At 48.7% G+C, this 15,370-nt stretch carries 12 protein-coding genes; 7 read left to right on the top strand and 5 right to left on the bottom strand.

What is annotated here, in order from left to right:
• The first annotated feature begins 108 nt into the window (after positions 1–108).
• The 5 genes from BJP58_RS01880 (at position 109) to ureC (ending at position 6,403) form a co-directional block, all read left to right on the top strand.
• Entirely contained in the window at positions 109–1,614 is a 1,506-nt protein-coding gene (locus BJP58_RS01880; protein WP_194542558.1) for a spore germination protein, read from the top strand.
• A gap of 6 nt (positions 1,615–1,620) precedes the next feature.
• Entirely contained in the window at positions 1,621–2,697 is a 1,077-nt protein-coding gene (locus BJP58_RS01875; protein ID WP_194542557.1) for a GerAB/ArcD/ProY family transporter, read from the top strand.
• A gap of 6 nt (positions 2,698–2,703) precedes the next feature.
• Entirely contained in the window at positions 2,704–3,810 is a 1,107-nt protein-coding gene (locus BJP58_RS01870; protein WP_194542556.1) for a Ger(x)C family spore germination protein, read from the top strand.
• A 239-nt stretch (positions 3,811–4,049) separates the two neighbouring features.
• A complete protein-coding gene (gene ureA, locus BJP58_RS01865; RefSeq protein ID WP_194542555.1) occupies positions 4,050–4,694 on the top strand; it encodes an urease subunit gamma in 645 nt (214 codons plus the stop codon).
• The gene (ureC, locus tag BJP58_RS01860) at positions 4,691–6,403 is read left to right on the top strand and encodes an urease subunit alpha (protein ID WP_194542554.1); all 1,713 of its coding nucleotides are present in this window, start codon (positions 4,691–4,693) and stop codon (positions 6,401–6,403) included. Before ureA ends, ureC begins: the two co-directional genes overlap by 4 nt.
• A gap of 112 nt (positions 6,404–6,515) precedes the next feature.
• Here ureC and BJP58_RS33435 read toward each other — a convergent pair whose 3' ends face one another.
• Entirely contained in the window at positions 6,516–6,869 is a 354-nt protein-coding gene (locus BJP58_RS33435) for an acyl-CoA dehydrogenase family protein (RefSeq protein ID WP_233355101.1), read from the bottom strand.
• A gap of 794 nt (positions 6,870–7,663) precedes the next feature.
• Positions 7,664–9,475, bottom strand: a complete 1,812-nt coding sequence (locus BJP58_RS01850; protein ID WP_194542553.1) for a DUF3658 domain-containing protein — start codon at positions 9,473–9,475, stop codon at positions 7,664–7,666.
• Between the two features lie 285 nt (positions 9,476–9,760).
• Between BJP58_RS01850 and BJP58_RS01845 the strand changes: the two genes are divergently transcribed.
• Positions 9,761–11,029 carry a glycosyltransferase family 2 protein gene (locus tag BJP58_RS01845; protein ID WP_233354866.1) on the top strand — a complete coding sequence of 423 codons (1,269 nt, stop codon included), beginning with the start codon at positions 9,761–9,763 and terminating at the stop codon, positions 11,027–11,029.
• Here the strand turns inward: BJP58_RS01845 and BJP58_RS01840 are convergent.
• Both BJP58_RS01840 and BJP58_RS01835 read right to left on the bottom strand, forming a co-directional pair.
• Positions 11,003–11,206 carry a hypothetical protein gene (locus tag BJP58_RS01840; protein WP_071220647.1) on the bottom strand — a complete coding sequence of 68 codons (204 nt, stop codon included), beginning with the start codon at positions 11,204–11,206 and terminating at the stop codon, positions 11,003–11,005. The genes BJP58_RS01845 and BJP58_RS01840 overlap by 27 nt on opposite strands.
• Before the next feature lie 25 nt (positions 11,207–11,231).
• A complete protein-coding gene (locus tag BJP58_RS01835) occupies positions 11,232–11,519 on the bottom strand; it encodes a hypothetical protein (RefSeq protein WP_233354865.1) in 288 nt (95 codons plus the stop codon).
• A 403-nt stretch (positions 11,520–11,922) separates the two neighbouring features.
• Between BJP58_RS01835 and BJP58_RS01830 the strand changes: the two genes are divergently transcribed.
• Complete coding sequence (locus BJP58_RS01830; protein WP_194542551.1) at positions 11,923–14,526, top strand: glycosyltransferase; 2,604 nt, start codon at positions 11,923–11,925, stop codon at positions 14,524–14,526.
• A gap of 81 nt (positions 14,527–14,607) precedes the next feature.
• Here the strand turns inward: BJP58_RS01830 and BJP58_RS01825 are convergent, their stop codons facing one another.
• Complete coding sequence (locus tag BJP58_RS01825) at positions 14,608–15,366, bottom strand: glycosyltransferase (RefSeq protein WP_194542550.1); 759 nt, start codon at positions 15,364–15,366, stop codon at positions 14,608–14,610.
• Between the last annotated feature and the right edge of the window lie 4 nt (positions 15,367–15,370).

Genomic DNA, 15,370 nt, shown 5'->3' with positions numbered 1-15,370 from the left:
AAGATTCCCGCTAACGGTCTTCCTAATTCGATATGGGATTCGTTGGATAGATCCAGGGCAAAGTACGCACACTATGACAGACTATGCAGGAATCCGAGGTGTAAAGACGTGGGAATAAAGCAGAGGTTAAAATCCATCTTTCTGGTCAACCATGAGCATGCCGATAAAGGTCCGGCTCAAGAAAATCAACAGGACCCTCATCCTCAGGAGGGAGCAACGCTGACACTGCAGCATATCATCGATCAATTTGATCATGCCGCCGATTTTGTCCATAAATCCTATATTAATGAACGTCTGCAAGTTTTGTATTTCAGTCATTTAGTCAATGAGGATCGGCTGGAACGTGATCTGCTCCCCCCTGTGTTAACCGCTGAAGAGCCGCTTGCGTTGTTAACGGAACAATCCCAGTTTAAACCAATAGTGGATACCAAAAAATGCGTTGAAGGCATTCTTAGCGGCATGGCGGCTATCTTTTATGAGGAAAATGCATTCATGATCGATGTCATATTCCCGGTGTCCCGTACGGTTGCAGAATCCGAAACGGAATCCATCATTATCGGGCCGCACGAGGCGTTTACCGAACAGGCTTATACGAATCTGTCTTTAATTCGAAAGAGAGTTCAGAGTTCTCATCTCAAAGTCATTAAACTTTCCGTGGGAGAAGTCACGAAATCAGATGTCTATGTTCTGTACATCAAGGACATCACGAATGAGAAGTACGTAAATGAAGTGATAAAGCGAATTAAGGATATTGAAATCGATGCTATACATGATACGAATATGCTTATTCAGTGTATTGATGATGCTCCGTATTCGATCTTCGCCCAATTTCTGACCACCGAGCGCCCGGATACGATTGCATCCAAGCTGGTTTCAGGTCGAGTCGTCGGGATTATGGACGGGAGTCCGACTGCCTTCAGCGCTCCGGTCAACTTTTTTGAGTTCTTCTCATCCTCCGATGATTATTACCAGAGGTGGAGCATTGGTACAGCGACCTTGTTCCTGAGGTTTGCAGCGCTCATCATCACGGTGACATTGACGGCCCTTTACGTGTCGGTGACCTCATTTCACTATGAAATGATTCCACAGAATCTACTCCTGACATTAACCGAGTCCAGAAGCAGAGTGCCTTTCCCCCCGATCTTTGAAGCGCTTCTGATGGAGACAACCATTGAACTTCTGAGGGAAGCCGGGGCCAGACTGCCCACCAAGATCGGCCAGACCATCGGTATCGTAGGCGGTATCGTCATAGGACAAGCTGCCGTGCAGGCAGGATTAACCAGTAACATTCTGATTATCGCCGTCGCTTCCTCAGCAATTGCCTCCTTTGTTATTCCCAATTATGTCATGAGCGCTTCTTTTCGCCTGCTCCGATTCGGACTCATTATTATGGCAGGATTTTGGGGCAATCTGGGTTTGGCCTTTGGACTGGCGTATATCGTCGTTCACCTTAGCGGTTTGACAAGTATTGGCAGCTCTTATTTGTCGCCAATTGCTCCTTTTGAGCCCTATGACTGGAAAGACGTATTTATGAGATTTCCTTTTTCCACCCTGGCCAAGCGGCCGACTCAAGTTAGAGCGAGAAACAAAGTGAAGTTAAAAATGAAGAGGTGAGGACAATTGAAAGAAAAACTATCCCAATTTCATACAGCGATCCTCATCTATATGATTCAAACGGGCGTCTACGTATTCAGCATCGCGCAGATCGAAGCCCAGTATTTCGGGACAAATGGCTGGCTTGTTGTGATCCCGATATCCATTCTGGTCTGTCTCAATATTTACCTAATGTATTGGGTGTATCGGCTGGGCAAAGGTCAGTCGATCTTTGAAATACTGGAGAAAAGCATTCCCAAGTTCATCCTGGTCCCCTTCTATCTGGCTTTTAGCATGGTATGGGCACTAATCGGCTGTCTCGTTGCCAAGGAATATGTGCTGATCTTTCAGATGTTTGCCTTCCCGACAACCGACCCGATGGTGTTCAAGATTGCGATCGATGTTCTAGCCTTTATGCTGCTGACCAAAGGGCTCTATAACATCTCCAAGGCTTCGACCGTTTACTTCTGGTGCACCATTTGGATGAGTTTGCTGCTTATTTACTACTCTGGGGAATTCAGATTCGAGCGATTAACGCCTTATATTTTTCAAGACAGCTACAATATGACCGAAGGATTCTTTCATATCTATTTGGCATTTATGGGATATGAGCTGTGTTTACTATTCTTTCCCTACACCGATAAGAAGACGAAATTGTTCAGGGCCGTTATTTACGGTCATCTTATTCGTACAGTATCCTACGTTCTCTTGGGTTTTGTCTCGTTCGGAGTCATTGGCAGCGATATGCTGAAGGTTATGTTGTTTCCATTACTCGATTTATTGGCTTATATCAAGCTGCCGTTCATGGAGCGAATTGAGAATCTCTTCTACGGCTTCTTTCTGTTCACCACCATCATCACCCTCGTCCTTTACTTTTGGGCAGCCGGTGAGAGCACCCAACGAGTTTTCCCGAAGATCAAAATCAATGTTCACTATTTCTTTATCATTCTTTTTGCCTTGCTCATATCCTACATTCCAACCGTATTGAATACCATCCGAGAATGGATTTTGTATCTGGGTTATATCCAGATCGGATTCGCCTATATTGTACCGGTGATACTAATCATTCTGCTGCTATGGCAGCGGCGAAAAAAGGCAGCGTGATGTGATATGTTAAAAAAATGTACATGCTTGCTCCTCCTGCTGTGTATCATCCCTCTATCAGGTTGCGGAGATCAGCGGATTCTGGAAGATCTGGGTTTCATCCAGACCACCAGTTATGATTTGCTGCCGGATGGCAAGCTAGCCATCTCGGTCTCGATTCCCCAAGCGGATCCGGAAACCACCGCTAAACGGGAGGTATTGACGGCGACCGCCGAGAGCAGCAAAGAAGCGAAAATGATCATGTCCAGGAGAACGGGGATGCTGCTGGTAAGCGGACAAATCCGCAACGTATTGTTCGGCCTTTCGATGGCGAAAAATGGACTTCATGGACATCTGGACACCTTGTTCAGAGATCCCTCCATTTCATCACAGGTCAAAGTGAGTGTGGTTGAAGGACATGCAGGCGAGCTATTGATCGACGATTACAGGCAGCATCCGCGTACAGGGCGATATATCGACATGCTGCTTGAAAAAGAAGCACTGGGGCAGACAATTCCAAAGGTAACTTTATTCAGCTTTGCCAGGGATTTTTTCGATCAGGGTGTAGACCCCGTTGCTCCGATTATTAAGAAGCATGAGAATAATTACATTACAACGAATGGAATCGCATTATTTCGAGATGATCGTTATGTAACGAAGATCGAACCTCAGGATGCATTGATCTTCGCTTTTCTGAAAGGCAAATTCAGAGATGGCCAAATAAATATTGAACTAGCGGAGCCCGGTGACACGAAGGAAAACGTCATGTTCAGTTCATTGATCAGCTCACGTAAAGTGAAAGTCACCCGTGGAGCTCAGGGCGTTGACAAAGTGACGTATCATATTAAAGTGACCGGCACTGTTCTGGAATACATCGGCGATGCCAGGTTGAGCAATGATCGGGAACGGCATGAGCTGGAGAAGCGGATCAGTAAATATATTTCGAAAAAAGGCGATCGCATCATTACGCTCATGAAACAGCATCAGGTAGATAGCCTCGGAATAGGAACGGTTGTCCGTAACCGTGTTGGTTACGCGCAATGGAAAAAGATGAACTGGCGACAGGAGCTTCAGAAGCTGCCGGTGGAATGTTTGGTTGAAGTGCATATTAAAGATTATGGCAAGTTTCGATAAATTGTGAAGGGCCCGAATAGGGTCTTTTTTGTGTGCTTATTAAGAAATCCTCTATCCCGCTTGGAGTAAATTTGTTCGTGAAGTGAAGTCAATGTAATAATATCTCACATTAATATTGACTATTTATTTGGGTAGTGCTACATTTATCCAAAATAAACACCATTATGCATCACTATCTTTATAAACACCACTCGGTGTGTAAAGTATTCTAACAAATACAATGTGAAGGAGTGGCCAGGATGCATCTCACTTACCAGGAAAGAGACAAATTATTGCTTTTCCTCGCGTCGGAATTAGCGCAGAAACGGTTAGCCCGCGGGTTGAAATTGAACTACCCTGAAGCGGCCGCACTCATTTCAGGTTATGTTGTTGAAGGAGCTCGTGATGGTAAGTCTGTAGCCGAATTAATGGAAGAAGCGCGTCATGTGCTGTCAGCGGATCAAGTGATGGACGGCGTCGCCCACTTGCTTAGGGAAGTCCAGGTCGAAGCCACCTTTGTGGATGGTACCAAGCTGGTCAGCGTTCATGACCCGATTCAAGGCGCGTCAGACGCAACCGGCATTATTGCAGGCGAATACGACCTGCGAGATGAGCCGATTGAGCTGGTACCCAGCCGCCCTCGCATTACGCGTGAAGTCACCAACAGTGGAGACCGACCGATTCAGGTAGGGTCGCACTTCCATTTTTACGAATGTAATCCCGCCTTGTTATTCGAGCGGAACGGCACGCAGGGATACAGGCTAGATATTGCTTCCGGATTGTCGACCAGGTTCGAACCCGGGGAAACCTTGGAGGTCACACTTGTTCAAATTGGCGGCACCCAGGAGATTCACGGTTTTGCAGGGTTAACGAACGGAAAAATCAATGGGGTGGTGAGCTTATGACAACAATTGATCGTGCTACCTATGCCAGCATGTACGGGCCAACAATTGGGGATCGGGTTAGGCTGGCCGACACCTCCCTCTGGCTTGAGATCGAGAAGGATTATACCGTCTACGGGGATGAATGTGTGTTTGGCGGCGGTAAAGTGATACGTGACGGCATGGGGCAGCATCCCCTCGCGACCCGCGCGGAAGGCGCACTGGATCTGGTCATTACGAATGCCATCATTATCGATACTTGGGGAATTGTTAAAGCGGATATCGGGATCAAGGACGGGTTCATCTGCGGTATCGGAAAAGCGGGAAATCCACTCATGATGGATGGGGTCACCGAAGGTATGATTATCGGTGTGGGCACCGAAGTTATCTCCGCCGAGAACATGATCGTAACAGCTGGCGGTGTGGATTCGCATGTGCACTTCATTAGTCCACAGCAAGTCGAAATCGCGCTCCAAAGCGGTGTCACTACCTTTGTTGGGGGAGGCACCGGGCCTGCTACGGGAACTCTGGCAACCAATTGTACTTCCGGGGTATGGAATCTGCAGCGGATGCTGCAGGCGACGGATGCTCTTCCGATAAATATGGTTTTTCTGGGCCGCGGGAATAGCAGCCGTCCGGAAGCGCTGGCGGAACAAGTCCATGCAGGTGCGGCCGGACTCAAAATTCACGAAGACTGGGGCAGCACGCCCTATGTGATTGACAAATGTCTAAATGTTGCCGAAGAACTGGATGTGCAGGTTAACATCCATACCGATACGCTGAATGAAGCGGGTTTTGTTGAAGACAGCTTGCGATCCTTTAACGGCCGGGCGATTCATACCTATCATACCGAGGGTGCGGGAGGCGGTCACGCCCCTGATCTGCTGCGGGTAGCATCCATGCCGAATGTCCTCCCTTCCTCGACCAGTCCGACCATGCCCTATACGGTAAATACGGTTGACGAACATCTGGATATGCTGATGATTTGCCATCATCTTGATCCGCGTATTCCGGAGGATGTTGCCTTTGCCGCATCAAGGATCCGGGCAGAGACCATTGGGGCTGAAGATATTCTCCATGACATTGGCGCAATCAGCATGACCAGCTCCGATTCACAAGCGATGGGCCGTGTTGGTGAAGTCGCTATCCGTACATGGCAAACGGCGGACAAAATGAAACAACAGCGCGGTTCGCTAGGATCTGATACGAAATCGGACAATTTCCGAATCAAGCGCTACATCGCCAAATACACCATTAACCCTGCCATGACCCATGGCATATCCGATTACGTTGGCTCCATCGAAGTCGGAAAAATGGCCGACCTCGTACTCTGGAAACCCGCCTTCTTCGGAGCCAAGCCGGAGATCGTACTGAAGAGCGGCATGATTGTACACGCGGTCATGGGCGATCCGAACGCTTCCATCGCTACACCACAGCCTTATATGTATCGGCCGATGTTCGGCAGCTATGGCGGAGCGCAGGCTGCACTAAGCGCAACATTCGTTTCCCAGTCCTCCCTGCAGCTGGGTACGCTTGATCCATTAGGATTGCGCAAACAGCTACTGCCTGTTCGAAACTGCCGAACCGTAAGAAAGGCCGATCTGGTTCACAATGGTGAGACACCAGAAATTATGGTCGATCCGGTGACTTATGCGGTAACCGTTAACGGCGAGAGGCTGACAAGCGCCCCATCCTCCCACCTGCCTTTATCGCAGCGTTATTTCCTGGTTTAACGAATAAGCGAAATAAAATCCTATCAAATGAAGCGAATGTAGATATCTCTGGCAATGCCGAAACATAAAAACCATGAGCTGCTTGGTATGCAGCTCATGGTTTTTTTCTCCATCAGAAGTTTCTTAGCAGCGAATGCGAGCATGCCGTCTGAAGATCCCTCCAGCAGCGATTGATATCGGCGTCTTCCATCGCAGCGGATAAACCCAACAGCGGGAACATCTGCTGGCCGCAGGATAACGCGGTTTGGGCTGCTGCTATGCTGCGGGCGGTTACCTCTACTTCCGTTGCATTTGATATTTCACCATTACGCAGCAGCTCCTCCCATGAGCTTTCCACCGTTTTATAAAAATCCGAAACAGATAGCTCCAAAGCAGCCTTACGCTCCTCCAGCTTGCTGAACACATGAGAAGAGCTTCCTCGCTGTGTCGCAAGCGATTCCGCGGCCTCAAGGAAATGCTCGGCGATGCCCGCTGCGACGCCAGCAAAAGATACTTGGGCAAACGGCAGGAAGGATATTGATAGATCGTTTCGTTCTCATACGCTTGGATTTCCGTAAGGGAGAACGTCATCTCCACCGGCACGAACGCCTCCACAGCAGATATCGTATGACTCGCCGTTGCCCGCAGTCCGAAGGCATTCCAATCCTCCAGAATCTCGATTTGATCAGGATTCAGAATAAAGGATCGAATATGAGACTCGTCCTGGTCCGCATTCGGTACATCAGCTGCATCTTGTACCGTGGAAGCCGGTTCAATAACTGCATTGGCCGTAAAGGTCGTAGCATAGGTAGAACCGCTGCAATACTTCCAGCTGCCGTTCACAATATATCCGCCATCTACCTGTCTTGCCGTACCTGTTGGCATCCCGCTGCCCGCAATCACCGCTTCGCGGTGCGCGAATACGCGGCGGCTCACCTCCCGGCTCATCAGCGCAGCGAAGAATCCTCCACCTGCACCAATCGTAACCAGCCATCCCAGGTTGCCGTCGATCCTGGCACTCTCCTGAAAAATGCGCGCAGCCTCCGGCAGCGATGTCATTCTTCCTTCAAGCTCATCGGGCACAAACAAATGAAACAAACGATGATCATATATTGCTGCCAACACTTCGGGTGTTACTTGTCGACGCTTGTCCATCCCAAGCGCTTGTTCTCTTATGGTTTGAATCTGCTGTGCTGTAAATAACATAACTCCACCGCTTTCCACTTTCATTTCTCGGTCTGAATGATATTACAATTAAGGCCTTGTTCGAATGTGTTTCATCTATTCTATCGGAGCCGTTTCATCGATCTGGGTTAACACCTTCTCCAGGGAACCCATCAAGGATATACGTTGTTCTTGATGATGTTGATACGAACTCATAAAGTCCTCGATTTGAGATTGTATGCTGGTCGTAACAGCTTCCTGGTTGGAGGAAACAGATGCTCCCAGACCCTCTGCATCCAATTGGCGTAGTTCTTCCATGAATCCACTCTCTGCAAGGTTAATTTCCATCATCTCATGCAGCAGCGACTTCAGCTTCACGATCTTAGCCAAGCGTTGTTCATGGCTCCACTGTTCCTCGGAAGTCGATGCATCCACAAGTGATACGCTGTAATTTCGCATGGCATCCAGCTCGCCGGAGTAGGTTAATGCGCCTTCCTGAATCAGGTGACGAACCCGATATTCGATAAAAGAGTCGGAAACGGTTAATTCACCCATGCCGATCACCTCGCCAATAATGCGGGCTGATTTCTTGAAGAACCCATGTCTGGCCTCAAGACGATAAGCGGCTTGCAGTATATCTGCATCATAGTAAGCTTCAGGAACGGTGCACAGCCGCTCGCCTTGAAGGACGCGAAGGAACCCATCGTCGTTTACGAGACGCTGCCAATCCGCACGATAGCCAGCCTGATCCTGCGGCGATAATGGAACTTGCCCGGCTGTATCCAGCACGATTTGAAGTTTATCTGAAGTCATCTCAAACGTTCCCCGATACCAACTGTTTGGATCCTGCTGACGATGAACGCTTGTCGCATTTACCAATATGACTTCAGGATGATCTGGTATCAGAGACAACAACCTGCGTAAACCTAGCTGTTCCGAAGCGGAATCGCCAGCCCATATCAAGCACGGCATCTCGGTCAGCTGCTGGGGCCAGGTCAGCCAATCGAAGGCGGCTTGCAGCATCGTTAATTTTCTATCTTCCGCATGCGCAATGCTGTATCGTTCCTGAAACCACTTATTTCGGGTAGAGAACGAACGGGAGAAATCATGGTCTTTGGGAAGCGGCCCTACCATAAGGTTATCGCCCAATGTAACCACGATCTCTCCCGGTTTCGAGCGCAGCATCATCTTTAACGACCCTGCCGTTGAATCATCGAAGGCAATATGGACACGTGATACATTCCGGCGATGAATCGGGGATTCGTGCAGGTAGGCTTCATTCCCCATCGCCCACTCTTTATCGAATAACTGGAGAAAGAGCTCGAGACTTTGATGCTTGCCATCTGCCAGCAGCCTTGCCGATTCCGTATTCATTTTATCCTTCAGCTTCAGAAGCTTTTCATGGAAATGGTTAACGGCCGTGCTTTTGCCTTTTCGATATTCCTCTTGTGTCATATGCTCCCGAAGGGAAATGTATGGATCGTACATGCTTTGACCCTTCCATCCGGAATAAGCGAAAGTACGGGCAATCCCGATTGCACCAATCGCATCCAGACGATCTGCATCCTGTACAATTCGCCCTTCCAATGTACGCATGGCGCTCCCCGTTCCGCCTGAGAACGACATCGTACTAATAATCTCCAACACGTTCTCCTGGTCAGATGCTTCAACACCGGCTTGGTTCAACCATTGCTGAACCCGCTCGTAACCCGCTTCCTTTGATTCATTCAGCTTCTCATCAGCAACGTCATGCAGGTAGGCTGACAACTCACATATGTATGCATTCGCCCCTTCAAGATAAGCTAGGAGTCGGGCGATGCGGGTGACACGCTGAACATGCCACCAATCATGACCGCTGGAATCTTGTCCATGCACGGAACGTGCAAAATCTTGAGCTTGCTGAATGATATGACTATGAGTCGATTTCATCTGATTTATTTTCCCCCATCTAAAGGTTCCGGCTTTTGCCTCTAGGTTCTATTATTCCCGATTTACTAGAGCGTCGCAACTTAGAGAATGTTATAGGCTGTTGTATCCGCCTAGCGCTTGCGGGCATACGATAAACAGGATTGGGTTAACGAATTGGGTTTAACAACGGCCAAGATAGAAAGGAACTGAACGGTTATGCTGGTGTTTATTCTTCCAGGTTCATATCCCCATTTAAGCGAGAATACCGCAGCTTCGATAAAACGCGTTTGCCCCGATGCCCTTCCTGTGATAATTCCTAGCGAAGAAGTGACCGCATCGATCCTAAATGAGACACTTGCCCGGGAGATTAAGCCGTGGTTCATAACGCTCCATGCCGGAGATACTGTCCAGCCTCATGCCAAGGAAGAGATTGAACGTTGGCTAAGGTCCTGTAGCGAGTACTCTGCCGGCTATATCATGAATCCAGCTTCGAATATAGATCAGTTGTCACCATCTAGGAACAGATACGTTTCACCTTTACGGATTCCCCGTGGTCCGCTGTTATGGCGCACGAAGACTGTCATGACAGGACAGACACCGGGTTTCAGAACTAGAGAGCAGTTGCCATTCCAGAGGTACGTATTGATCGATAAACAATTCGAGTTATCCACGCGGTATGAATGGACGGAAGTTGATTCCGATGGATTCTTGTACCTTCAACGCCAGGCGCCCGCCTGGATGAAAGAAGCTGAGGAATGGCAGGCCTTATTCCCTCTTCTCGAAGCTGGTGCCCAAGAACAATCACAGCCACCGGATATTGACTGCCCTCCTCTGGTGACTATTGCTTTGTGTACCTATAATGATGGCGCATATCTTCCTTGGGCTGTGCGGTCCGTTTTAGCGCAGACCCTCGGGGCATGGGAGCTTGTGATTCTCGATGACGGGTCAACCGATGCAGAGACCGCACATTATCTGATGAGACTGCCTCAGGATCCACGCATTAAGCTGATTCGGCAAGAAGAGAATAAAGGCAAATCACGAGCTCTGAACAAAATATTGAAAATAGCAAAAGCCCCCTGGTTATTGGAGCTGGATGCCGATGACTGGCTTGCTCCTGATGCGCTGGAGATCCTCCTGAGGGAGGCTGGCAGCCAACAGGATACGGCCGTCGTTTATGCTAATCATACGGAGTGGCTGGAACGCGCAAATAAACAGCTCGTGTATCAAGGAGTTAAAGCAGCGCCCTCTTCCTTGTCTCCTTATGTGCTGCTGCACGAGGCCCCAGCCGTAGCTCCGCGCATGTTCAATGTTCCCATACTTAAGCAGGTCGACGGCTGGGATCCTCATACTCTCTTTGAAGGGAGATTGTATGAGGATATCGGACAATTAATGAAGCTATCCGGTACACACAAGCTATGCCACGTGGCGGAGGCGCTATACCACCGAAGACTACGAATGACCAGCTTGACGCATCGACACCCCCATCATTACTTGAAATGGAGGAATTCCATGATTGACGAGACCGAAACACTGAAACATGGCCATCCTTCAGAGAGGCAGAATGCGCACGAATGAAATACTCTCATTAAGCACAGTGACCACTTGAGAGGTAGGGATATAATTCGAGCTTACCACTTCCACTGTAATTAATCCGTCTGCTGAGGATCGTAACTGACCTTGCAGAAATTGATTGACCTGAACAACCTCTACCGTTCTGCCCACGAAAGTAGCCAGAATTTCTGAAAAGTCCATACTATCTGCTTCCTCCCATCTTTTATCAAGCGATAGACAAGAAACTGCGGAGCGGGATTATGACGATACTACCGTTCGGCTCTGCAATCTGAACATAATCTTCTCCAATCGCGATCAGCGTTCCGAATATGGTACCTGCCGTTGTTTCCACTGTAACCCGGCTGTTCAACCTGCCTCTTAAAAAAGCAATGATGCTGCTGCCTGGACCTACCCCTGGACCTGCACCTGGACCTGCACCTGGACCTGCACCTGGACTTGCTCCACCTCGTAAACCGTTCACCTGCTCTTGAAGCGCATTTAGCCGTTCATTCAATCGAGCAATCTGCAATCGGATTCCTGCAATACTGCGGATGAGCTTTCGACGCAGAGATAAAAATTTACTCCATATCGAATACGAGGTTTTTTTACGCTTTTTCTTTTTTCGGACTGTGATTTCTTTGCATCCCTCATCAAGACTCCTGTTCCAGTATCTCCTCACAAGTGCCCCTCCCTTTGTTTGGTCATTGGTACCTTATGTGAATGCCGGGACAATGGCTACCTGGAAGGTCAAAGATAAGGAAATGGCCTAAATTCCTGGACACCGGAAGCCTGCAATCAGTGGTGCCCTTTCCAATCTTTCCCGGTATTTCCCCTTCATCTGGTGTTCTACCCATACAGATATTTGGAATGATACATAGTTTGTTAAATAGACCCTTGCACCAGAGAGGAGGCTAACCTTGAATAAAATCAAGCCTTACCGCCGACGTAAATCTTCAACCCATCGCTCGGCCTTGCGTCAATGGAAACAGCGCCAACTTGCCTTGAAATATATCCGAAGGAAGCGATCCGCTCCACCTCCAACTCCCGCGTACACATTACCAATGACATACCCGCGATCCATACAACTTATGGATCAGGCACCTGTCCAGGCCGTGGACGTAAGCATGCCCGCTGGGGAGCAGCCCGAGCCTGGTACGATGCCGTTGTACGACATCATGCGGTTTCCCGTCATTGATTGGCAGTTCCGATGGCAGCGCCCCCAGCAGATGTCAGAGCAATTCGCTCAGCAGGGGCATCGAGTGTTCTACGTAAATCCCGAGATTGTAGGGTTAGGAAAAGAGGAAGCGTCAAGAGAAGAAATCAGCCGTCAGGTTAAGGTTAAAAATATTGATCGTAATATATGGCTGGTTACCTTGTGCGCCAATCAGCCTTTGAATTTGTACCGGGATCGAATGGAATACTGGGATATCCAGTATTTGAAGTGGTCGGTAGAGCATGTAAGGGATAAATTTGGATTATCCCAACTGGTCTCCATCGTGGATCTTCCATTCTGGACTCCACTCGTTACCGCTATGGATCAGCATCATATCGTCTACGACTGCATGGATCATCATGCAGGTTTCTCAACGAACGACAAGACAATGCTTCTGCTGGAAGAACAGCTGCTGCAAGAAGCGGGGCTCGTGGTAACAACCTCCCAGCATCTGCATGACTGGGCCTCCCAGTACAATCCTTCGGCTGTACTTATCCGCAATGCAGCAGATACTGCTCACTTCACGAAGCCGCCTGATGAGGCGCTGCCAGAGCTTGAGTCTATTCATCAGCCGATAATTGGTTACTACGGGGCAATATCCGACTGGTTTGACATTCAGCTGATGGAGTCACTCGCCAGAAGTCGGCCGGATTGGACGTTTGTCCTCATTGGAAATACTTTCGGCTGTGACACCTCGGGGATCGAGGAACTGAGTAACGTATTATTGCTAGGTGAGAAGCCGTACCATGAACTCCCTGCTTATCTGCATCGCTTCCAGGTCGCTTTAATTCCGTTCAAGAAGAACGAGCTGACGCAAGCTACCAATCCAGTTAAGCTGTACGAATATTTGGCAGCAGGCAAGCCGGTCATCTCTACGGAACTTCCTGAAGTGAAAACCGTTGCAGATCACCTGGTCACGATTGCGGATACTCCCGCGCAATTTGAAGAGGCAATTGAAGCTGCCCTTCTACAGTCCGAGCATAGCGTCATTGAACAGCGCCAGCAGTTTGCAGAGCTCAACAACTGGGATCATCGATATGAAGTGCTTCATAGTGATATCGTGCAGTACCTGTTCCCCAAAGTCAGTGTAATCCTGGTTGTTCATAATAACTGGTCTTATACACAGCAATGCCTTCATCGACTCCTTCAACCGGGTCATTATCCGAACCTGGAGATAATCATCGTAGATAATGCCTCAAATGATCAGACATCCGCCTATCTCAGGAGTCAAAATCATCCGCTGATCAAAGTGATCACCTCGCCTACGAATCTCGGTTTTGCCGCTGGCAACACGCTGGGATGCGCGCAATCAAGCGGAGAATTTATCATTCTGCTCAATAATGATACGCTTGTTCCGGATGGAAGCTGGATCTCGCGCCTGCTGAGACCTTTTCAGAAAGACGAAATGTTAGCTATGACGGGTCCGATGTCTAATCACGTGGGGAACGATCAAGCGCTGGATCATTTTATAGGAGATGCTGTTCAAGGCGCTCACCCCCGCTGGCTTAGCGAATTCTACGAGTATTACCGGCGAAGATACCGTTATACCGATCTGCTTGGATTTTTCTGTGTAGCCATTAGGCGGAATGTATGGGAACGTGTAGGGGCACTGGATCCCGCTTATGGACTCGGGATGTTTGAAGACGATGATTATTGTGAACGTGTCCGGAACGCAGGGTACCGCCTGGCCATCGTGGAAGACGCCTTTGTTTATCATCACGGGAGCGTTACGATCAAGAAGCTTAAGAATCATGTCTATAACGAGTTATGGAATAAGAATAAAGCCTATTATGAACAAAAATGGAACAAACCGTGGAGGTCGCCAAAAGGACCGGATAGCATTTTTCATATGGTAGATCGTCCGGATGAAATCGCATCTAGAGTCAATCAAGCCGGAACAAAAGTGGTGCTGGTGCTCGGTCTTACCGTTTGGGAGACCAATTCCAGACGCTGGCAGCAGATTGTGAAGGGTTTGAGCGAGAACGAGAATCTGCTAGTAATTGTGTACACCCATGTATATCATGGCCATCTCATCGTAGGAACCCGAAAAATAGGCCCGCGGCTGTATTTTACAAACCGGATTGATCTGTTCTCGGAGGTTCGATTTGATCAAGTCGTATATTGCGGCTCTACAGATGTCCACCCGCAGGTCCACTCCGATCATTATTGGGTGGATTCCCTAAGCTATCATGAACAGCAGCTCAATTCCTTGCTAACTCAAATATCCAATCTGCAGGTATTGGACCGGGTCGGGGTAACTCAAGCTGTCAGCCACTTATGCTCGTCTGTCCACGCTTCAACAATATGACAACGGAATAATAAAAGTAACCCCTTCAAGATGACTGATTCTACAATCAGGTCTTGGAGGGGTTATTTCTTGATTATTCGGTTAAGATCCTAAAGCATCCCGCCGATTTAGATAGTTCATGATAACCTCAGGATGCTTGCCCTCATAAGGCTTTGTGACGATATCATAGGCTTCAGGCTTGAATGTCCAATCCGGCTGTCCGAGATTCATCTGTACATTGACATCTCCTCGGCGGTTATCATTGTACTTGATTTTGTTGCCAAGTGCATAGTGGTAGTGATACACGTTCACATCGCATCGCCCGCGGGGGATACTCCATATACTCCGGCCATCCGCAGCTTCCAGCGTGCAGTGATGCTTCTCATCACGATAGCGTATTCCTTGCTTGGCCCTCCACATTCGGGTGATATCATTGGACCAGCGCTCATCGCCAGGGCTATTCATCCGAATCGTCCACGGATCCCCCCAGAAATTAACGAAGGGAAACTGATAGATATCCACGTCTTGACGGTTCACGAGCTCTGGCAAAACATCAGCGAATCGATCATCCATCAGCTCGTCGATATCCAGATTCATGATCCAGTCTCCTTGGGCCTGATCAATCAAAAAATTACGGACCACGGATTCGTTCCAATCCTCGGTGTATGGCATTCCGCTCTGCTGGACATGGAACAGTCGAATCGCATAGCGCTGCTGAAGACGCTCGATCTCCTCAATGGTCCCGTCGGTGCTGCCACCATCGGCAATGATAATCTCATCCGCGTAACGGATGGCACTTTCTATATACAATGGAACGAAGGTGATTTCATTTAATACCGGTACAATAACTGACAGCCTCATAAGC

The organism is Paenibacillus sp. JZ16 (genome assembly GCF_015326965.1).
GTDB lineage: Bacteria > Bacillota > Bacilli > Paenibacillales > Paenibacillaceae > Paenibacillus_AQ.
This window is presented reverse-complemented; position numbering and strand designations above follow the sequence as displayed.